The organism is Mucilaginibacter lacusdianchii (assembly GCF_009770985.1).
Taxonomy (GTDB): domain Bacteria; phylum Bacteroidota; class Bacteroidia; order Sphingobacteriales; family Sphingobacteriaceae; genus Mucilaginibacter; species Mucilaginibacter lacusdianchii.
Window position 1 is genome coordinate 333,162 of record NZ_WSRW01000002.1, and the last position, 19,763, is coordinate 352,924.

The 19,763-nt window shown below is 41.6% G+C and carries 20 protein-coding genes; 15 read left to right on the top strand and 5 right to left on the bottom strand.

The window, feature by feature from the left end; genetic code table 11:
* Window positions 1-109 precede the first annotated feature (109 nt).
* Genes GPM24_RS08535 through GPM24_RS08545 form a run of 3 tightly spaced genes read left to right on the top strand, consistent with a single transcriptional unit; the run spans window position 110 to window position 3,607 of the window.
* A complete protein-coding gene (locus GPM24_RS08535; RefSeq protein WP_158826345.1) occupies window positions 110-1,828 on the top strand; it encodes a carbamoyltransferase family protein in 1,719 nt (572 codons plus the stop codon).
* A 2-nt stretch (window positions 1,829-1,830) separates the two neighbouring features.
* Window positions 1,831-2,796 (top strand): glycosyltransferase family 2 protein, encoded by a 966-nt coding sequence (locus tag GPM24_RS08540; protein ID WP_233268765.1) that lies wholly within the window; start codon window positions 1,831-1,833, stop codon window positions 2,794-2,796.
* Between the two features lie 55 nt (window positions 2,797-2,851).
* The gene (locus GPM24_RS08545; protein WP_158826346.1) at window positions 2,852-3,607 is read left to right on the top strand and encodes a hypothetical protein; all 756 of its coding nucleotides are present in this window, start codon (window positions 2,852-2,854) and stop codon (window positions 3,605-3,607) included.
* Between the two features lie 118 nt (window positions 3,608-3,725).
* On the opposite strand, the gene GPM24_RS08550 is transcribed toward GPM24_RS08545, so the two are convergent.
* From GPM24_RS08550 to GPM24_RS08560, 3 genes are all read right to left on the bottom strand, one after another.
* The gene (locus GPM24_RS08550) at window positions 3,726-4,187 is read right to left on the bottom strand and encodes a BLUF domain-containing protein (protein WP_158826347.1); all 462 of its coding nucleotides are present in this window, start codon (window positions 4,185-4,187) and stop codon (window positions 3,726-3,728) included.
* A 239-nt stretch (window positions 4,188-4,426) separates the two neighbouring features.
* The gene (locus GPM24_RS08555; protein WP_158826348.1) at window positions 4,427-4,888 is read right to left on the bottom strand and encodes a BLUF domain-containing protein; all 462 of its coding nucleotides are present in this window, start codon (window positions 4,886-4,888) and stop codon (window positions 4,427-4,429) included.
* Window positions 4,889-5,077: 189 nt separating this feature from the next.
* A complete protein-coding gene (locus GPM24_RS08560; RefSeq protein ID WP_158826349.1) occupies window positions 5,078-5,818 on the bottom strand; it encodes an EcsC family protein in 741 nt (246 codons plus the stop codon).
* 375 nt (window positions 5,819-6,193) lie between these two features.
* On the opposite strand from GPM24_RS08560, the gene GPM24_RS08565 reads away from it, so the two are divergent.
* Window positions 6,194-6,679, top strand: a complete 486-nt coding sequence (locus GPM24_RS08565; protein WP_199269716.1) for an ankyrin repeat domain-containing protein — start codon at window positions 6,194-6,196, stop codon at window positions 6,677-6,679.
* 76 nt (window positions 6,680-6,755) lie between these two features.
* Here the strand turns inward: GPM24_RS08565 and GPM24_RS08570 are convergent, their stop codons facing one another.
* Complete coding sequence (locus GPM24_RS08570; RefSeq protein WP_158826350.1) at window positions 6,756-8,018, bottom strand: cation:proton antiporter; 1,263 nt, start codon at window positions 8,016-8,018, stop codon at window positions 6,756-6,758.
* A 69-nt stretch (window positions 8,019-8,087) separates the two neighbouring features.
* On the opposite strand from GPM24_RS08570, the gene GPM24_RS08575 reads away from it, so the two are divergent.
* A complete protein-coding gene (locus GPM24_RS08575; protein ID WP_158826351.1) occupies window positions 8,088-8,399 on the top strand; it encodes a hypothetical protein in 312 nt (103 codons plus the stop codon).
* 41 nt (window positions 8,400-8,440) lie between these two features.
* Here GPM24_RS08575 and GPM24_RS08580 read toward each other — a convergent pair whose 3' ends face one another.
* Entirely contained in the window at window positions 8,441-9,568 is a 1,128-nt protein-coding gene (locus GPM24_RS08580) for a glycosyltransferase family 9 protein (protein WP_158826352.1), read from the bottom strand.
* Window positions 9,569-9,896: 328 nt separating this feature from the next.
* Between GPM24_RS08580 and hisG the strand changes: the two genes are divergently transcribed.
* From hisG to GPM24_RS08630, 10 genes are all read left to right on the top strand, one after another.
* Window positions 9,897-10,748, top strand: coding sequence for an ATP phosphoribosyltransferase (gene hisG, locus GPM24_RS08585; RefSeq protein WP_158826353.1), 852 nt, complete (start codon window positions 9,897-9,899; stop codon window positions 10,746-10,748).
* Between the two features lie 40 nt (window positions 10,749-10,788).
* Complete coding sequence (gene hisD, locus GPM24_RS08590; protein ID WP_158826354.1) at window positions 10,789-12,081, top strand: histidinol dehydrogenase; 1,293 nt, start codon at window positions 10,789-10,791, stop codon at window positions 12,079-12,081.
* 46 nt (window positions 12,082-12,127) lie between these two features.
* Entirely contained in the window at window positions 12,128-13,174 is a 1,047-nt protein-coding gene (gene hisC / locus GPM24_RS08595) for a histidinol-phosphate transaminase (protein ID WP_158826355.1), read from the top strand.
* Window positions 13,171-14,319: a bifunctional histidinol-phosphatase/imidazoleglycerol-phosphate dehydratase HisB gene (gene hisB, locus GPM24_RS08600; protein WP_158826356.1), complete on the top strand. Its 1,149-nt coding sequence runs from the start codon at window positions 13,171-13,173 to the stop codon at window positions 14,317-14,319. Before hisC ends, hisB begins: the two co-directional genes overlap by 4 nt.
* 26 nt (window positions 14,320-14,345) lie before the next feature.
* Complete coding sequence (gene hisH, locus GPM24_RS08605) at window positions 14,346-14,999, top strand: imidazole glycerol phosphate synthase subunit HisH (protein ID WP_158826357.1); 654 nt, start codon at window positions 14,346-14,348, stop codon at window positions 14,997-14,999.
* A 4-nt stretch (window positions 15,000-15,003) separates the two neighbouring features.
* Window positions 15,004-15,753: a 1-(5-phosphoribosyl)-5-[(5-phosphoribosylamino)methylideneamino]imidazole-4-carboxamide isomerase gene (locus GPM24_RS08610; protein ID WP_158826358.1), complete on the top strand. Its 750-nt coding sequence runs from the start codon at window positions 15,004-15,006 to the stop codon at window positions 15,751-15,753.
* 49 nt (window positions 15,754-15,802) lie between these two features.
* Window positions 15,803-16,558 (top strand): imidazole glycerol phosphate synthase subunit HisF, encoded by a 756-nt coding sequence (gene hisF / locus GPM24_RS08615; RefSeq protein ID WP_158826359.1) that lies wholly within the window; start codon window positions 15,803-15,805, stop codon window positions 16,556-16,558.
* 249 nt (window positions 16,559-16,807) lie between these two features.
* Window positions 16,808-18,061 carry a ligand-binding sensor domain-containing protein gene (locus tag GPM24_RS08620; protein ID WP_158826360.1) on the top strand — a complete coding sequence of 418 codons (1,254 nt, stop codon included), beginning with the start codon at window positions 16,808-16,810 and terminating at the stop codon, window positions 18,059-18,061.
* Window positions 18,062-18,151: 90 nt separating this feature from the next.
* Window positions 18,152-18,742 (top strand): bifunctional phosphoribosyl-AMP cyclohydrolase/phosphoribosyl-ATP diphosphatase HisIE, encoded by a 591-nt coding sequence (gene hisIE, locus GPM24_RS08625; protein WP_158826361.1) that lies wholly within the window; start codon window positions 18,152-18,154, stop codon window positions 18,740-18,742.
* A 71-nt stretch (window positions 18,743-18,813) separates the two neighbouring features.
* Window positions 18,814-19,716, top strand: a complete 903-nt coding sequence (locus GPM24_RS08630; RefSeq protein ID WP_158826362.1) for a WD40 repeat domain-containing protein — start codon at window positions 18,814-18,816, stop codon at window positions 19,714-19,716.
* Window positions 19,717-19,763 lie beyond the last annotated feature (47 nt).

Genomic DNA, 19,763 nt, shown 5'->3' on the forward strand with positions numbered 1-19,763 from the left:
TTAACCACCGGTTAAACTTATCCACATTCTGCAATCTTTAAAAACCTTTAAGGTGGTTTTATCCTTTTATGGGTGCAAAACACTGAACTTATAAAAACATCTACCACACATGTACACCTTAGGCATCAACGCTGTTTTTCATGACTCAGCAGCGTGTATTATTAAAGACGGTCAGCTTTTAGCCGCTACGGAAGAGGAACGTTTTACCCACATAAAACACGGCAAACGCCCGGTGCCATTCAGCACCTGGGAATTGCCATTTCATGCCATCGACTATTGTTTAAAGATAGCCGGCATTCACATTAATGATGTAGACCACATTGCTTATTCATTTGACCCTTATCAGCTTATTAATGAGCAATACAAAGGCAAGGGTACTATTGATATACCATTCGAGCCCTCAACCGATCCAATCAACCAAGATTGGCTGAACGTATGGGATCCGCTGTTTTTATCATCCATCATTAACGCCGTTGGGCAGCTAAATGACGGCTGGCCGCATCACCTGCAAAAACGCTTTGTTGGCGCCAACGTTCCTCGCGAAAAATGGCATTTTGTAGATCATCACGTAGCTCACGCGGCCAGTGCTTTTAACTGCTCACCTTTTGAGCGTGCCGCGGTAATGACGGTTGATGGCCGGGGTGAAAACGCCACCACCACTTACAGCGTTGGTAACGGACACGACTTAAAACGTATTGGCCAGGTGAATTTCCCTAATTCTTTAGGTTTGTTGTATGAAGAAGTAACTACCCATTTGGGCTTCCTGCATTCGTCAGACGAATACAAAGTGATGGCCCTAGCCAGTTACGGCAAGCCAGAGTTTGTAAAAGATTTCCGCGAGATTATAAAAGTTGGCCCTAACGGACAATACACCATCGAAAACAAAAACTTTGTGGAACGCTTTGACCCTATGCGCCTGCGCCACGAGGAGTTCACGGCACATCACTTTAATATTGCCCACTCATTGCAATTGGTTTTGGAAGAAACCTTGCTTGAAATAACCGACTGGCTGCAGAAAGAAACCGGCGAACAAAACTTGTGTATGGCAGGTGGCGTAGCGCTTAACTGTGTGGCCAATGCCCGCATCCGCGATAAAGGTGCATTTCAGAACATATGGGTACAACCTGCCTCTGGCGATGATGGTACCGCTTTGGGCGCTGCCCTGTGGGTAGATGCCCAGCAACGCAAAGCTACCAAGCGCGATTTTGTGATGGAGCACTGCTACTGGGGACCAGAATATACCGACGAGGAGATTGAAAAGTTTATGAAATGGTGCAAAGTACCTTATCGTAAACTGAACAATATTGCTGAAGAGACTGCCGACATATTGGCACAAGACAAAATCATCGGCTGGTACCAAGGCCGTATGGAATTTGGTCCAAGGGCATTGGGTAGCCGCTCAATTTTAGCATCACCGATAAGCCCGGCTATGCAACAGCGGTTGAATGAGGTGAAAGATCGTGAAGATTTTCGTCCTGTTGCGCCTGTAGTGCTGGAAGAGGAAGCCGGCAACTGGTTTGAAAATGCCAGCTACTCGCCTTTCATGTTGTTCATTTATGATGTGAAGCCCGAGAAAGCAGACCAAATTCCGGCTGTACGCCATACCGATGGTACAGCCCGTATACAAACAGTAAACGAGCGCCAGCATAAAAACTACTATGATTTATTGAAAGCTTTTCAACGCAAAACCGGTGTACCAGTGCTGGTAAACACTTCATTTAATACTTTAGGTAAACCTATTGTTTGTACACCGCGCGATGCAATCGAGTGCTTCTGGTCGTCGCCGTTTGATGCGTTGGTGATTGGTTCATTTGTGATTGAGAAATAATAATGCCCTGCATTTCTGTTGTTATACCTACTTACCGTCGCCCCGATTTGCTTTTAAAATGCATCGGGGCGCTCGGTAATCAGGATTTGCCTTTTTCTGATTTTGAAGTTATTGTAGTAAGCGACGGCCCCGATGAGGCAACTGCCACAGCTATTGCTAACTTAGCCAACCAGCCTAACATTCTACGTTACCTGGCTATGCCCAAAAAAGGTGGCCCCGCAGCGGCACGTAATTATGGCTGGCAACATGCCCAAGCGCCATTTATTGCTTTTACCGACGATGATACCATCCCCTCGCCCACCTGGTTATCGGGCTACCTGCGAGCCTGGAAAGGTGAACCTTTAGCAGCGTTCACCGGGCGTGTAGTTGTACCATTACCACCTCATCCAACCGATTTTGCTCAAAACACTGCTGGCTTGGAAACTGCCGACTTTGTAACCGCCAATTGCGCATGTACACGTGCAGCACTGGAAAAAGTGGGCGGCTTTGATGAACGCTTTGCCATGGCCTGGCGCGAAGACAGCGACCTGCACTTTAAACTATTGCAAGCCGGTATACCACTGCGTAAGGTAGACGAAGCCATGATTGTACACCCCGTACGCCAGGCGCCTTGGGGAGTAAGTATCAAAGAGCAAAAGAAAACGTTATTTAATGCCTTGCTATACAAAAAGTATCCGGAGTTGTATCAGCAGCAAATTCAGGCAAAGCCCCCTGCTAGCTATTATGTCATGTTTCTGAGTTTCTTTATCGGGATAATCTGCCTGCTGGCGGGGCATACCATACTGGCGTTAATTACCCTTGCCGTATGGCTGATGTTTACGCTGCAATTTGCTTTAAAACGCCTATCTCACACCTCACATGATGCTACGCACATTTACGAAATGCTGTGCACCTCGGCCATTATACCTTTTGCCTCTGTTTACTGGCATTTTTACGGATGCTGGAAGTATAAAGCTTGGTTTTGGTAAGCAGCGAAAAACATTATTATTGCATCACTTTTAAATCTATTAGTATATTTAAAACATGAATATACTTAAACCTTACCTTACAGTTTTAATAGTTGTTGCTGCGTTGCAATCTTGCAAAAAAGATAACGGCCAACAGGCAGAACCTCCCGCTCCCGTTTCTGAAAAAGCAATTGTATACACCGACAGCATAACTTTCTCGCTTAATAACAAAATTTATGCTTTTGATCAAAGGTTTACAACAGGTGTAGGCAACCAGCCTGTTAACATCAAAAAATCGGCCTCTGTAATTGAAGGCGGCAAGTTAGCTTACGAAACGGGCGGCTATCATTGGTATGGTGTACCAGACTCAACGCTATACAGCGTCTCCTACGGCTTCATGCTTAAAGAGACAAGTAAACGATTATCTATATACTTTAATAAAAAATATAATGATAAAGAACTTCAAAAAGAAGGATTGTTACTAAAGCCTAAAAGCAATCTTGAAATTTTTAAAGTAGGCAATATACCGTTTGCAGTAGATTTAGATAAAGAAAACACGATGGATGGTGTCGCTATCGATTTTGATAATCTTACTACTAAAATTCCCGGCGCTACTATACTCGTTCGATCTTCACTATCGACAAGTATTCAGAATAATTCAAGTTTTCAGATTACTAAAGTAGAAAAACTGAAAGACAGCATATATTTGATTGAAGCCAAATTTGAGGCAAACCTATATGATGAGAATGCGCAACTGTACAGGTTAAAAAATGGCTTTATGCGAATTAGAACTATCGTTACACCCGGTAGCCCTGGAGAATTATTCTTATAGTAAAATTTGGCGCATTGAATAAAACTTAGATTATATAATAAACGATAAAAAAGGCGAACTGTAGTACAGTTCGCCTTTTACAATTTTAGCTTCCCTTGCAAGTAATAATAACAAGCATTTATGATCCCGTTTTACGTAAATGCATCTGGTAAAACGACTTCAAAAAATTAAGCGGCAGATTAAAATCTTGCCCTTGCTTGGATTGCAAAAAATCGTCGGTTAATTCAAAGTAACCGGGCTGGTTCAGGTAGGTTTCCATATCCATGGCCTCCACCCCCATGCTCCACGTTTTAAAATTGCGTTTGGCAATAGGGCCTTCGCTCATCTTAATAATATTGTAGTGCCGTTTGTCTTGCCGTATTTTATCAAATATATAGCGCACTTCGTTTTCCGGTCCTTCAAGCACTTGCATAAAACGTCCATAACCGGGTGCGCCCAACTCACCTCTCAAGTGCAACAGCATACCTGTTAAGGCGTGTACTTCATTCCAAGACTGACTTTCGTGCCCAATTTTTTTTAAATCCTCATCAAGCATTACACCTGTGGCCCGGCTAATATAAATAAGATAGAACAACTTCATATTTTATGTTAGAATAGTGAGAAAATTTTGATGGGCTAGTATAAACAGGATGTCAATAAAAAACGGCGTTGATTACGCTTTGTTTGTTCAGTTGAGGACTGTGGTTGTAATGCAATCGTCCTCAGAAAGGTCAAATGGATATAAATTTGGGACATGTAGTTAATGTAACAAGATCTAGGCAGTATAATACCCAACTTAGGTTGATAAAACGACGGCTGTACATTGCAGCTAAACTAGCATCAACCCGTATTTTTGAGACGCATCATGTAAAATGACTTAAGAAAGTTTAGCGGGAGGTTAAAATGCTGGCTACCGCGACTTTGCAAAAACTCATTATTGAGATCAAAGTATCCTTGGCGATTTTTGAAAGTTTCCATATCCATTGTTTCAAAGCCCATGCTCCAGGTTTTAAAACTTCGCTTAGTAATAGCGCCCTCATTAATTACCATCACATGGTGATGCCTTTTATCTTTTTTTATTTTATCAAAAATGCTAAGCACTTGATGTTTGTCGCCTTCCAAAACCTGTATAAAACGTCCGTGGGGTTGGTTGCTGCCAGGCTGGCCTTGCAAGTAAAGCAGCATACCGGTAAGCTGATTTGGCTCGTTATGTGCCCGGCACTCTTCCAGCAATTCTGCCAAATCGGGTTCAAGCATGTCCTGTGCAGTTTTGCTGATATATATGAGGTAGTAAAGCATCATGAAAAGGTTAGATTTGATTAGCCTAACAACTTAAATTATGCGGGCGCAACTGTGCAATTTTGTATGATATTATGTTTAAATGCCACAAAACCGGTATAATTTATTTTACAAATTTACAATATATTACAGTGCTTTAATAATACACTAAAATTATTTCAACTGTAAAGCTTTTCTAGTTGTAAGGCAACCTCATGCTTCAAGTGCAGGCAAGGCTGTAAACCGCCGCATACGATAACAATTCATTGCTGTCTCACCTAATAACGCTACCAGTTTGTAATTGGCTATCGCTCCTACAGCGGCACCGATGAACGGTACTAACTGCGCCATCTTAGCTAAATCAATGTAATCACGGTATTCTTGCTGGAAAGTAAGCCAGTTAAAAGTGTCAACATCGTTCGGTAATGAGCGATAATAGGCATCCCAATCAGCAAGTATGGCATATACCTCATTTCTCCGTTGCTGGCTCGAGAAAGCTAACTGAAATACATAAAGTATATACATCCTCTCTTGATAATCTTTAACATTGTACCCATACAACGCAGCTATATCAAACAATAGCTTTATTTTAATACCAAGTAGCACCGGAAAATCGGCCAACCCTAACAGAATACCACCTGCACCGGTTACGGCCCCCTCTACCGTAGCAGTTTTTTGATAAAATTCAATTTGCTGTTTAATATGCATCTCCCGCATTTGTAAGGATGCATCACGTGGTAAAGGTTTGGTTGAAGTGTATTTGGCGCCAAACAATACGGCTTTAACCATTTTTTCAATGGTTAAGGTAATTACGCGATGTACTTTTTCCGGAATAAGTTTATTCATCCGCTCCTGCAACCTGGCTGTTAACCTACCTGTCAGAGATGGCGTTTTCTGCATGCGGTATTGCCAGAACTGTAACTGGATATGCGCCTGTTCTTCGTAAGGGGTCATGAAGTGTATGTAATATAGTGATATACTCGGTTTAACATATATTTTGTATTGATAGCTATCAATACACTTAAATACAATTTTGCTGTCTTAAGTGCACCACCGCTTAATTAACCTTGTTGTGCTTAGCCACTATTTTATGGCTTGGATAAATTTCGCCTTTATATTTTGTACGTGTTCCATTCATCCTGTTATCGCTGATATTATTATAAATACTTAAAGTCTATTACCTTAAGTCAGCATGTAATTTTCATTGAAAACGATATATTAAATAACAAATTTTAAAATCCAATTTCATTAGTAAAGAGTTATATCAATCAGAAATACAAAAAGAGTTGTTTTGCTCAAACAAAATTGAGCAGTACACTTTTATCAATTATGACTATGCAACCTACCGATATTTTTGAATTGGCCCGTTTAAACAAGGCCGATGAACTGAAAGGCGCTTTAGTTAGTGCCGATGTAAACGCTGTTGACGGACGCGGCTCAACCGGCCTAATTGTAGCTGCCTACCACAATTGTGCTGAAGCCGTAGATGTTTTACTGCAAGCCGGCGCTAACCCTGATTTACAGGATGCTATGGGCAATTCGGCTTTGATGGGTGTTTGCTTTAAAGGCTATACAGATATTGGTAAAAAGCTATTAGAAAACAAAGCCACAATTGATTTACCCAATGGTAACGGCGCTACGGCCCTTACCTTTGCTGCTACCTTTGGTCATGTGGGATTGATAGCGCTGCTGCTACAACATGGTGCTGATAGACACCTGCGCGACCGTTTTGGTAAAAGTCCGGTGGATTATGCACGCATTCAGGAAAATGTTCCGGCACTTGAGTTGCTGGCACCTGAGTTACTCGAAGACTAAGAGTAACGGATAAACTGTCGGTGCATTGGTTATCCGGCAGTTTATTATTAAAATACTAATTCTGTATATCTACTTCTCAGGAGTTTTGATATTCATGTTTCTTAATATCATGGGCAAAACGTTCTTCCATCCGTTTCATCACAGTAGTAGCCGTAAGGCCGTGCACAATTATAGAAAGCAAAATAGTGAACATAACAGTAGCCCACAGCTCATTAGCATAAGCAAAATGTGCTTCTTGCGTTGCAAAGCATAAGTAATAGATAGAACCCATTCCCCGGATGCCGTAGAAGCTAATTACCCATTTTTCGCGACTGTGAATTTTACACGGCATCAAGCTTAAATAGCTGGTAAGCGGACGAAGGAAAAACAAGAAAAGAACAGAAAACATTACCATTTTCCAGTTCAATGCATCCAATACACCGCTAAAAAGGCTTCCACCAAATAAAATTAACACGATAGCCAATATAATACGCTCGGTTTGGTCGGTAAACGCATGCAAACGGGAATGGTATTGGTGACCACTCTCATAATGTCTTAACGTAAGCGCAGCAACGAACACAGCCACAAAGCCATAGCCATGTAACAGCTCGGTTATACCATAAACCATCAAGGTAAGAGACAACCCCACAAATCCATCGCGGGTTTCAAGCACTTTAAATTTATCCGAAACACGAAATACAATATAGCCTAGTAGCCGGCCTATAAGATGACCGGAAACCAAACCGATAATCATACGTATTATCAAATCATATCCCAGCCAATGCCATAAATTATTAGCACCCGGAGCGCCAACATTTGCTATGGCAATAGCCAACAGCACAAATGGCATAGCTAAGCCATCATTCATGCCAGCCTCAGCTGTCAGGGCAAATTTGGTTTCGAACCTTACTTTCTCATTAGGCGGACCTACTTGTACATCAGAGGCCAGCACCGGGTCGGTAGGCGCTAGTGCTGCTGCCAGCAGCAGCGCCGATGCCATGTTGGGGCTAAGCATCAAATAGCCTAGTCCGGTGGCAATAGCAACACATGCTATCATAGCCAGTGCAATTAAACGAACTGGACTTTGCCAGGTTTTGAATGAAAACGGACGGTCAATTTTAATACCCGTACCCATCAGCGATACAATGATCACCAACTCTGACAAATGGAGAGCGTAAACTGAATTTTTACGCGGATCGGGAACAGGCAATTCTTCGCGAAAAACTGTATACAATATGGCACCTAATATCATGTATACCAGTGCATATGATATACCGGTTTTTTTTGTAAAGGCCGGCATCCAGGCCATCCCCAACGCAGCAACACCAATAACGGCTATAATAACTTTGTAATGATCCATAAAATAAGCACAGCCGCGGCTATGCTTATTACTTACAAACAATCGTGAAAAAAGTTGTACGCTTCAAATATGGCATTGAAAGCGGGTTGGCTACCTTTGTACGTCAACAAAACATTACTTTTGAAGTTATTGCTGCAACAAACACTACTTATGTCAAAAAAAAGGTCTGTCACACCTATAGCCATTGAACTTCGCAAACGTTTTCATAAACGCGTAAAGACTGTCTATGAAGAACCTGTAATGAATGAGAAACCCAGCCTGCGGAAATGGCTATTATTTATGTTTCTTTTTTTACTAATAGGGTTGCTGCTTTTTTATGTATTAGGAACGCAAAGCCTGTTTCAATTACCGGTAATCAATGATGGTTCCATTGAAAATTAGCTTTACATAGGACTATGTGGGCAAAAACTCCAAAACTGTAATTATTTAGTCTCGAGACTTTTTCCGACGTATTTTATCAAATCATCAGGTAGTAAATTTTCATTGTTCAACAAATGATTTATTGCAACAATAATATCATTTGCACGAGGCATTTCAATTGTTTGCTCGTTGAAATACCTATTTACGTGCACAATCACCTCATTTTTGCTTTGCTCAGTTAAAGGAACAGCAAACGGCAGCACTTGACTTGGTACCATCCACGGTGTATGCTGCGGATTAGTTAATGCATACAATACTACTGCCGGCGTACCGGTGGCCGCTGCAATATGAATAGTACCTGTATTTACTGATATTAGCAACGGGGTTTGTTTTATTAAAGCTATAAATTCATCCAGCTTAAACTCACCGGCTACATTGAATATACTGTTGTGAGTTTTTGATTTAATCTTTTCAGCCAAAGTTTTCTCAGACGGAGATCCCGTCAGTAAAACCTGGTATCCTAAATCAGCTACCACTTTATTTGCTGCTTCGGCCCATAGCTCCACAGGATATTCACGTTTTGGCTCGCTTACACCTGGGTGCATTACCAGCCAGGGCTTATCAATGTCTATGCCTAAAGATTGCAGTTTTAATGACACCTGTGGCCACAGGTCAGGTACTTGTAAGCTTAACTGCTCATTATCGGTATTTGCACCAATGGTAGCCACTAAATCTAGGTCGCGGCGTACTTGATGCTTTATAAAATCATAAGGTTCTTTATCAGCCACCCAATTGGTAAGTAATTGATATGGGTTTTCGCGGCAATAAGCCAAACGTAATGGAATACCGGCCAGGTAAGCTAACATTACAGTAGGCAACGGGTTTTGGCTATATACGGTAAAGATTACGGCTGCATCGAACTTGTGCTGTTTTAATTCGTTTACCACCGTTAAAACTGCTTGCTCGCCGCCTGCCTGTTGTGTTTTAACCCAAGGCACATCAAATACGATTATTTGGTCTATCTCCGGGATCATGCGTGCTATTCCTGCAGCCATAGACGAGGTAAGCACTGTGATTTTGGCGCCGAAACTCTGTTTGAGTGCACGGATGGCAGGCGTTGTCATGAGCAGGTCGCCCATGTTATCCGGGCGTATAACTAATATATTTTTACAGGCAGACCAATGATTCATTTAAGTATAAAGCCAGGGTTGATTGATACCGTTTAAGCAAAAACTGCTACACTTTGTTTTAAAATTTGATCGCTTGCAAATAACTTTTAGTGCGAATGTCACAATTACGAGATATTGAGCCAAAACACAATCGCATAAATTTTGTATTGTAAAATAAGTAATTATATTTGCCACGCTCATCTAAAGATAAGCTATAAAAATGAACGGTTATACTCTACATCATCTTCATCTGCACCATCGCCCCCTGTGGCGATAATTGATGATGTATGTTTCTACGTGAAATAACAACCCCCGTTTTAATTTTTTTATAGTTATAAATTCCCAATTTGTGAAAACACTTAAAATAGCCATCCAAAAATCAGGAAGGCTCAATGAAAAATCTGTAGAGCTGTTAAAAAACTGCGGCCTTAATTTCGAAAATTACAAAAGCTCTTTAATATCACCAGTATCTAACTTCCCGCTTGAAATTCTCTTTTTGCGTGATGATGATATCCCTGAATATGTGCAGGATGGCATTGCTGACTTGGGCATTGTAGGCGAAAACGTGATACAGGAAACCGAAGTGGATGTTGCCTACCTGCAAAAATTAGGTTTTGGTAAATGCTCTTTGAAAATTGCTGTGCAAAACACCAGCACAGTACAAAGCATAGCCGAATTAAATGGCCAATCCATTGCCACCACCTACCCTGTTATATTAAGCAAGTTTTTAAAACAAAATAACATTGAAGCGGATATCCGCACTATTTCGGGTTCTGTTGAAATTTCTCCAGGTTTGGGTTTAAGCGACGCTATTTGCGATTTAGTATCAACGGGCGGAACACTGAAAAGCAATGGGTTAAAACCATTTGCGGATGTGATGTCATCTGAAGCAGTTCTGATTGGCCGCAAAGGCAGCGAAAATGAGGATCTGATTCAGGAACTCATTCAACGGGTACAATCAGTGTTGCGTGCTAAAGAAACCAAGTATGTGGTATTGAATGTAGAGCGTGCTAATTTAGATGCCGTATTGCAATTGTTACCTGGCGTCAAAAGCCCATCGGTAGTGCCTTTGGCCGAGTCGGAATGGGTGGCGGTGCACACCGTTATTCCTGAAAGAGATTTTTGGGATAGAATCAGCCAACTAAAACAGGCAGGTGCACAAGGCATCGTTGTAATGCCAATAGAAAAAATAATACTTTAACCCCCGCCCCTTAAAGGAGGAGCTATTAATAAGATTTAATATGCTTAAAGTTTATAATTACGCCGATTTAAGTGAGGCGGAAGTAAAAGAGCTGACACAACGCAACGTAGATCCGGCTGACGAAATACGCAGTGTTGTAGAGCAAATTATTGAAACCGTACAGCAGCAAGGCGACCGCGCGCTGTTTGATTATGCACAACGCTTTGACAAGGTAACATTGAACAAGCTTTATCTTGAAAAAGATGAGCTGGCTGAAATTGCTACAGCTTTGTTGCCCGAGCAAAAAACAGCGCTTGAAGTTGCTTATCAAAATATCTTTAAATTTCACGAAAGCCAGCTTAGGGCTGAAGACAAAATAGAAACCATGCCTGGCGTAACCTGCTGGCGCGAGTTACGGCCTATTGAAAAAGTGGGTTTGTATATTCCAGGCGGTTCTGCCGTGTTGCCTAGTACATTTTTAATGTTGGGTATACCCGCCCGTATAGCCGGTTGCCACGAAATTGTGGTATGTTCTCCACCGCAAAAAAATGGTAAGGTAAACGCGTTTATTGCCTACGTAGCTCAACTGTTGAACATTGACCGCATTTATCTGGCTGGTGGTGCGCAGGCAATAGCCGCCATGGCTTACGGAACTAAAAGCATGACCAAAGTAGATAAGATATTTGGCCCAGGTAACCAGTTTGTAACCAAGGCAAAAACTATTATCCAGTCTACCACCGTTACCGCTATAGATATGCCAGCCGGACCATCTGAAGTACTGGTAATTGCCGACGAAACATCCAACCCGGCTTACATTGCTGCTGATTTATTGGCACAGGCCGAACATGGTACAGATAGCCAATGCGTGTTAGTCACTACTTCTGCGGATATTGCACAAGCTACTGTCACAGAACTGAACAAGCAACTACCTGTGCTGCCACGTGCTGAGATGGCCGGAAAAGCTATTGATAATTCTTACGCTTTGGTAGTAAGTAGTATTAGCGAAGCCATGCAGTTCAGCAACCAATATGCTCCCGAGCACTTAATTTTGGCTACGGAAAACTGGTCGCAAATCACTAATCAAATTATTAACGCAGGCTCGGTATTTTTGGGCAACCAAACGCCCGAAAGTGTGGGTGACTATGCATCGGGCACCAACCACACTTTGCCTACCAGTGCTTACGCTAAAGCATATTCGGGCGTATCGGTTGATTCATTTGTCAAGAAAATAACCTTCCAGCATTTAACACCTGAAGGCTTACAGAATATTGGTCCGCATGTAGAGATACTGGCTGATTTGGAGGGATTGCATGCGCACCGTAACGCGGTAAGTGTAAGAACGCATCAGCAATAATTGAACCTGTCATTGCACAGAATCCTTCATTTTTCATTCCCTTACAATGTTCGACATTAATAATATCCTTCGGGAAAACATAAAAAACTTAAAGCCCTACTCGTCCGCCCGTGATGAGTTTCAGGGAGAAGCCAGCGTATATTTGGATGCAAACGAAAATGCATTCGGTTCGCCGCTGGATACTGCCTACAACCGCTACCCTGACCCTTTACAATTTCAGGTAAAAAAACGCCTGAGCGAAATTAAAGGTGTGCCACCGCGTAACATTTTTTTAGGCAATGGTAGCGACGAGGCTATCGACATTCTGTTCCGCAGCTTCTGCAATCCCGTAGCAGACAATGTTATTTTAGTACCGCCTACTTATGGCATGTACGAGGTATCGGCCAACATTAACGATGTGCAAATCAAAAAGGTTAATCTTACCGATGATTACCAGTTAAACATGGAAGGTATTGCCGAAGCTATTGATGCGCACACCAAAATGATATTTATTTGCTCGCCTAATAACCCCACCGGCAACTCCATTAACCGCGATGATATTGAGACTTTGCTAACCAACTTTAAAGGTTTGGTGGTAGTAGATGAGGCATATATTAATTTTAGCCGTCAAAAAAGCTTTATTCAGGAGTTAACGGAGTATGCAAACTTAGTGGTATTGCAAACCCTGTCCAAAGCGTGGGGCTTAGCAGGTTTACGCGTGGGCATGGCTTTTGCCAGTGAGGAAATTATTGAGGTGATGAACAAGGTAAAACCGCCTTACAATATTAACGAAGCATCGCAACAACTAGCGTTACAAGCATTGCAAAATACTACGCAGGTAAACGCCTGGATTAAAGAAGTACTGGCTGAGCGGGACAAACTAGTGTTAGAACTCAGAAACTTCGAGTTTGTGCTGGATATTTATCCTTCGGATGCTAACTTTATCTTAGTAAAAACTACTGATGCCAAGGGCATTTACAATTATTTAGTTCAGCATGGCATCATTGTACGCGATCGCTCTAAAGTTGAATTGTGCGAAGGTTCATTGCGCTTTACAATCGGAACGCCTAAAGAAAACGTCATTTTGATAAATACCCTGAAGAATTTCAAATGAGTACTTTAAAAAAGATATTGTTTATAGACCGCGATGGCACATTAATTAAAGAATGCGCCGATGAGCAGATCGATTCTTTTTATAAGCTGGAATTTTATCCAAAAGCTTTGCAGTACCTGCCCCGCATCGCCAAAGAATTGGATTACGAATTGGTGATGGTAACTAATCAGGATGGTTTAGGAACCGCTTCTCACCCGGATGAAAACTTCTTCCCGGTTCATGATTTAATCATGAAAACTTTTGCCAATGAGGGTGCCCATTTTGAGGCCACTTATATAGACCGCACTTTTCCGGCCGACAACGCCCCTACCCGTAAGCCCGGTACCGCCATGTTAACCGCTTATATGAACCCGGAGCAGTATGATTTGGCCAACTCATATGTGATTGGCGACAGGCTCAACGACGTTCTTTTAGCTAATAACTTAGGTGCAAAAGCCATTTGGCTAAACAACCAATCAGGTTTAGGTGCAAAAGAATTTACAGAAGCGCAACTGGCTGCCATTAACGCTAGCGTGGCATTAGAAACCACCGACTGGCAGCAGATTTATGAATTTTTGAAAGTAGGCGAACGCGTGGTTGAACACCGCCGTACTACTAAAGAAACTGATATTTACATCCACATAAATTTGGATGGTACCGGCGAAGCCAAGGTACAAACCGGCCTTCACTTTTTTGACCACATGCTGGACCAAATTGCCCGTCATGGCAGTATTGACCTGGAAATTATAGCTAAAGGCGACTTGCATATTGACGAACACCACACCATAGAAGATACCGGCATTGCTTTAGGCGAGGCTTTCGCCACCGCCTTAGGCAACAAACGCGGTATAGAGCGCTACGGCTTTTGCCTGCCCATGGATGATTGCCTTGCACAAGCTGCGATCGACTTCGGCGGCCGCAACTGGATTGTTTGGGAAGCGGAGTTCAACCGTGAAAAAGTGGGCGATATGCCGACCGAAATGTTCTATCACTTCTTTAAATCATTTACCGATGCGGCCAAATGTAACCTGAACATTAAAGCTGAAGGATACAACGAGCATCATAAAATTGAAGCTATATTTAAAGCTTTTGCCAAAGCCATCAAAATGGCTGTTCGGCGTGATGTTAACAACATGGTGTTACCAAGTACTAAAGGGGTACTTTAAGCCTTGTTCCTGATGGAACTGTGATAATGGAAATAAAAGAAAAACAAGATACGGAAATTGCGTCCTCCACTCCTGCCAATGGCAATGCCAATATCGGCATTGTCCGCTATGGCGCAGGCAATATCTTCTCACTCACTTCGGCGCTAGACCGCCTGGATGTTAGTTACGGCATGATTCATACCGAAGCTGATTTTGAGCAGTACGACCGATATATTATTCCGGGCGTTGGTCATGCCGGCGCGGCCATGAACAAACTGGAACAAACAGGACTGGTGCCTACCATTAAAGCGCTGCAAAAACCAACTTTAGGTATTTGTGTGGGCATGCAGTTGATGACTGCCTACTCACAAGAAGGTGATGCTGACTTGCTGAACATTTTTCCGAACAAGACCTTAAAATTTAAGGACAGCGACGCTTATAAAGTACCGCACACTGGTTGGAACCAGGTTTATCAGGAAAAAGAAAATCTCTTATTTACAGGCATTCCAAACGGTGCGCACTTCTATTACGTACATTCATACTACATTGAATATAGTGACGCATATACTTTAGCATCAACAGATTATAGCTTAAAATATTCGGCATCAATTTGGTACAACAATTTTTACGGCGTACAATTTCACCCCGAAAAATCGGGTGCTTACGGCGAAACTTTACTTAAAAACTTTTCTAATTTATAAAGTCATGTATATTATCCCGGCTATTGATATTCTAAACAAAAAGGTAGTTCGTTTGCGCGAGGGCGATTATCAGCAGGTAACGCAATACGACGTTAGCTTGGAAGAAATGATTGAGCGCTACCAGTCAAACGGTACCGAACTCATCCATATCATCGACCTAAACGGTGCTAAAAACGATTTCAGCAACCAGCAGTACCTTTTTGATATTATCAAAAAAACTGACATGAAGGTGCAGTACGGCGGTGGTATCCGCAGTATTGATAAAGTGAAAGAACTGACTGATGCTGGTATTGCCCGCGTGATTGTGGGCACCCAGGCTATCACCAATCCAAGCTTTTTGGATGAGTTGAGCAAAACTATGTGCGGACCACATAAATGTTCAGACCAAATTGTGGTGGCTATTGATGTGTTAGACGAAGTAATTAAATACTCCGGCTGGATGGAAAGCTCGCCTATAAAACTGATTGATTACGTGGATCGATGCTTAAACTTAGGCTTTTATCGCTTTTTATGCACTGATATTGACAAAGATGGCAAGTTAGGCGGTGCAGGTGTTGATCTCTACAAAAAACTATTGAACCACTCTCCTTTTATTAAATTAATTGCTTCGGGTGGTGTAAGCTCCATGAAAGATGTAGAACAGCTAAGCAAAATTAAGGTAGAAAGTTGTGTAGTAGGCAAAGCCATCTATGAAGGTCGCATCACCATTGAAGACGTAAAAAACTGGAATTTGAAGTCTTTGATATCAATGTAATAATATATCAATGTCATTGCGAGGAAGGAAACAATGACACCAAATACTCATGTTAGCTAAAAGAATTATTCCCTGCCTTGATGTTAAAGACGGCCGCACCGTAAAAGGCGTAAACTTTGTGGACCTGCGCGATGCGGGCGATCCGGTAGAACTGGCGTGGAACTACTCGCAGCAAGGCGCCGATGAGCTGGTGTTTCTGGATATTACCGCCACGCACGAAAAACGCAAAACACTGGTTGAGCTGGTAAAAGCAGTTGCCCGGCAAATTAATATTCCGTTTACCATCGGTGGCGGCATCAATGAAATTGCTGATGCGGATGCCTTGCTGAATGCTGGTGCTGATAAAATTTCCATCAATTCTGCAGCGGTGCGCAATCCGGCGCTGATTGACGAACTGGCTAAAGCTTTCGGGGTTCAGTTTGTGATTGTTGCGGTAGATACTCGGCACGTCAGCAACACCAACATTGTGCATCTGAATGGAGGCCGCATTGCTACGGATAAAGAAACGCTAAGCTGGATAAAGGAAGCCGAAAGTCGTGGCGCTGGTGAGATTTTGCTTACCTCAATGGATCATGACGGTACCAAGGCCGGTTTTGACAATCACTTTTTAAAAGTGGTTAATGACGCAGTGCATATACCGGTCATCGCATCAGGAGGTGCAGGCAACATGCAGCACTTTGTAGATGTGTTTGAGCAAACCAACGTAGATGCCGCCTTAGCCGCATCAGTATTTCATTATGGTGAGATATTGATACCGGATTTGAAAAATAAATTGAAAGAGAATCACATAGAAGTGAGGATATAAAATACTTAAGCTTCAAACTACAACATCATAAATTGAATGAAAAGAACTTTTATCTTCATTACATTTCTCTGTTTTAGCAATTTATTAAAATCACAAAACCTTTTCCCAAACAAATTGGACAATTGCAATACCCAAACCTTTTGCTTGGACTGCGGTGACGAGAAAGCTGGTTTCAATAAAACTAAGTTTTCAAAACTTTTAACCGATTTGAATAAAAGCAACGATTACACTAAGATAACGGGTAAGGTCATGTTGCAGATTTTAGTAGACTCGGTAGGCAATGGTTGCGTACTAAGCCATACTGATAATTCAAAAAGTGCAATAACAACGAACGTAATTAAACGCTTTAACGAATTTCGCTATTGGACTCCTGCTAAAAATTCAGGAAAAGCAGAAGGACGCACATCCATTAATGTACTTGTTGAAATAAAAGCAGGTACTTTAACTGCACAGATAATGCGGGTTGACATAAATGCTTTCAAAAAATCATTTGATAAACCGAATTCTCCTCAGATATACAACAAGGACTTTAAATACCTAAACGAACACTTAAACAGTTATGATATTAAGGTATGGAATTCAAAAAATTCTAACTTGCCTGACAACTTTAACGACCATATAGCCATTGACAATAATAATGGTATTTGGCTTACCATTGATGAGGGCTTAGTACGATTTGATGGTAAAACCTTTCAGCACGCAGAGCAAAACATAACAGCAAGGGGAAACTACTTCTCTTATTATGCATTATCTTCTGCTAATAACAACACAACATGGGTTTGTGGAAAAGGTAATATTTACAGCTATAACAATGGCACTTGGACATTGCATGAACCAAAACTGATTGGCTTTAAAGGCGCGGGTAAAATTGTCAATAACAAGCTATCTAACGAAATATTTTTTTGCACAAGCGATGGATTAATCATTTACAAAAATGGTACGTGGAATAAAATAGATCAAGTAAATGTTAAATCCTTACCATCAAACCGAGTTACATATGCTAAAAAAGATTCTAAAAATCGAATTTGGATAGGTACTTATAGTGGGTCTGTACTAATCGACGAAAATGGTAAAGCAACTAACTTTAACGAAACACAAAGCGTTTTAAAAGGAAAGTGCATTACATCTGTTGATGAAGACGAGAACGGAAATGTATTTCTGGGCTTATACGAATACGACCGCAAAGACAAAGAAGCTGTAAATAATGACGAAGGCATTGCGATCGTTTACAAAAATGGAGAGATAAAGCAATTCACTACTAACAATTCAGGTATGCCGTTTAACCATGTTACAAAAGTACTGTATGACAAAACAGAGCACGTACTTTGGATTGCAACAGACCGCGCAGGTTTAGTTAGATACGATTTAAAGTCAGGTTGGGAAAATTATCATAACGATAATTCAGCCATTCCTACTTCGTATATATCTGACATGGAATTTGACAACAACGGCACCTTGTACTTAGCTACCAGGCAAGGATTAGTTAAAGTGGAACGAAAGTGATATTATTAAAGCGTATTATCATTTAAACTGATTGATGGCACATCTGTTTAACTTTGTACCTTTAAAATTACAAATCCGTTAACAAATACAATGAACATAGATTTTACCAAATCGACTGATGGGCTTGTGCCTGTAGTGATACAGGATGAGCAAACCCTAGAAGTGCTGATGCTGGGTTACATGAACCAAGAGGCTTACAATAAAACCGTACAGGAAAATATAGTTACTTTTTACTCCCGCTCTAAAAACCGGTTATGGACTAAAGGCGAAACCAGTAACAACTTTTTACATGTCAAAAGTCTGCATGTAGATTGTGACAATGACACCATCCTGATCAAAGCTAAAGCCGACGGGCCAACCTGCCACACCGGCGCACGCAGCTGCTTTGAAACGGCCTATAACCAGAACTTCATTTTAGAACTGGAAAACATTATTCAGGATCGTTTTGATAATCCGCAGGAAGGTTCGTATATAAACAAGCTCCGCCAAAAAGGATTAAACAAGATAGCACAAAAGGTTGGCGAAGAAGGTGTAGAAACAGTGATAGCTGCGTTGGCTGAAACGGAAACTGACCTAATTAACGAAGCATCAGACCTGGTATTTCACTTGCTGGTGTTGCTTAAAGCCAAAGGTTTAAACCTTGAAACCATTGCTAAGAATTTGGAACAAAGGCATAAATAAGGTTTTATGATTCATTGGTAAGTTGTTTAGCCCTAATCAACCCATGAATGAATGAACAAGTGAACTAACCTATGGAAGCAGAAAAAGCATTTGAACTAACCGGGCACGGCAATCCTATATTCTCACTCGAGCTTTCGCAAAAGCCGGGCATTTTATTTAGTGGTGGTAACGATAAAGGGTTAGTGGAATGGAATATTAATAGCCAGGCGTTTATCAAAGTGATGTTCCCGGTTAATACGTCCATTTACGCTATTTACTGCCCGGAGGGATATCCTTTGATGTTTGCAGGCCTGCGCAGTGGTGCCGTGCTGGTGTTTGATTTCATTCAGCAAAAAGTCATTAAAACGCTTGCGCATCATCGCAAACCGATATTTGATATTAAATCGGTTATCGGCAAACAAGAACTTTTAGTTGCTTCAGAAGATGGTACAGTAAGTATTTGGAACCTCAATACCTTAGACCTGCTGCACACCATAAATGTGTCAGCGGATACCATCCGCAGCATCAGCATATCTCCAGATGAAAAACAGGTGGCCTTTGGTTGCCGTGATTATTCGGTAAAAATATATAGCTTGAACGATTACGGTTTTATTCATAGCCTGGAAGAACATACCATGGCTGTGTTTACTACACAATACTCGCCTGATAACCGCTACATTGTATCAGGTGCCCGCGATGCACAAATCAAAATCTGGGATGCGCACACTTATACACTTGTACAAAACATCGCTGCTCATATGTTTGCGGTAAACCATATTCTGTTCCATCCTACCCAGCCTTACTTTGCTTCTGCCAGTATGGATAAGAGCATTAAAATATGGGGAGCCGAAGATTTTAAGTTGTACAAAATCATTAGCAGGGAAAAAGGATTTGCCAGTCATCAACTATCAGTCAATAAACTGGCTTGGAATGGCAATCAATTATTATCAACCGGCGATGACAAACGGATTATTGCCTGGGATATTAAGTTTTGATTTTCCGCGGCTTGTTATTACAAACGCAATCGCCTGTATACTAGCTA

Bases quoted from the DNA above. Each gene is read 5' to 3' on its own strand.
- hisB (WP_158826356.1), top strand. From the start codon at position 13,171: ATGAGTACTTTAAAAAAGATATTGTTTATAGACCGCGATGGCACATTA.
- GPM24_RS08550 (WP_158826347.1), bottom strand. From the start codon at position 4,187: ATGAAGTTGTTCTATCTTATTTATATTAGCCGGGCCACAGGTGTAATG.
- GPM24_RS08570 (WP_158826350.1), bottom strand. From the start codon at position 8,018: ATGGATCATTACAAAGTTATTATAGCCGTTATTGGTGTTGCTGCGTTG.
- GPM24_RS08580 (WP_158826352.1), bottom strand. From the start codon at position 9,568: ATGAATCATTGGTCTGCCTGTAAAAATATATTAGTTATACGCCCGGAT.
- hisC (WP_158826355.1), top strand. From the start codon at position 12,128: ATGTTCGACATTAATAATATCCTTCGGGAAAACATAAAAAACTTAAAG.
- hisF (WP_158826359.1), top strand. From the start codon at position 15,803: ATGTTAGCTAAAAGAATTATTCCCTGCCTTGATGTTAAAGACGGCCGC.
- GPM24_RS08560 (WP_158826349.1), bottom strand. From the start codon at position 5,818: ATGACCCCTTACGAAGAACAGGCGCATATCCAGTTACAGTTCTGGCAA.
- GPM24_RS08630 (WP_158826362.1), top strand. From the start codon at position 18,814: ATGGAAGCAGAAAAAGCATTTGAACTAACCGGGCACGGCAATCCTATA.
- GPM24_RS08610 (WP_158826358.1), top strand. From the start codon at position 15,004: ATGTATATTATCCCGGCTATTGATATTCTAAACAAAAAGGTAGTTCGT.
- GPM24_RS08545 (WP_158826346.1), top strand. From the start codon at position 2,852: ATGAATATACTTAAACCTTACCTTACAGTTTTAATAGTTGTTGCTGCG.
- GPM24_RS08555 (WP_158826348.1), bottom strand. From the start codon at position 4,888: ATGATGCTTTACTACCTCATATATATCAGCAAAACTGCACAGGACATG.
- GPM24_RS08540 (WP_233268765.1), top strand. From the start codon at position 1,831: ATGCCCTGCATTTCTGTTGTTATACCTACTTACCGTCGCCCCGATTTG.
- hisH (WP_158826357.1), top strand. From the start codon at position 14,346: ATGGAAATAAAAGAAAAACAAGATACGGAAATTGCGTCCTCCACTCCT.
- GPM24_RS08575 (WP_158826351.1), top strand. From the start codon at position 8,088: ATGGCATTGAAAGCGGGTTGGCTACCTTTGTACGTCAACAAAACATTA.
- GPM24_RS08535 (WP_158826345.1), top strand. From the start codon at position 110: ATGTACACCTTAGGCATCAACGCTGTTTTTCATGACTCAGCAGCGTGT.
- GPM24_RS08620 (WP_158826360.1), top strand. From the start codon at position 16,808: ATGTTGCAGATTTTAGTAGACTCGGTAGGCAATGGTTGCGTACTAAGC.
- GPM24_RS08565 (WP_199269716.1), top strand. From the start codon at position 6,194: ATGACTATGCAACCTACCGATATTTTTGAATTGGCCCGTTTAAACAAG.
- hisIE (WP_158826361.1), top strand. From the start codon at position 18,152: ATGAACATAGATTTTACCAAATCGACTGATGGGCTTGTGCCTGTAGTG.
- hisD (WP_158826354.1), top strand. From the start codon at position 10,789: ATGCTTAAAGTTTATAATTACGCCGATTTAAGTGAGGCGGAAGTAAAA.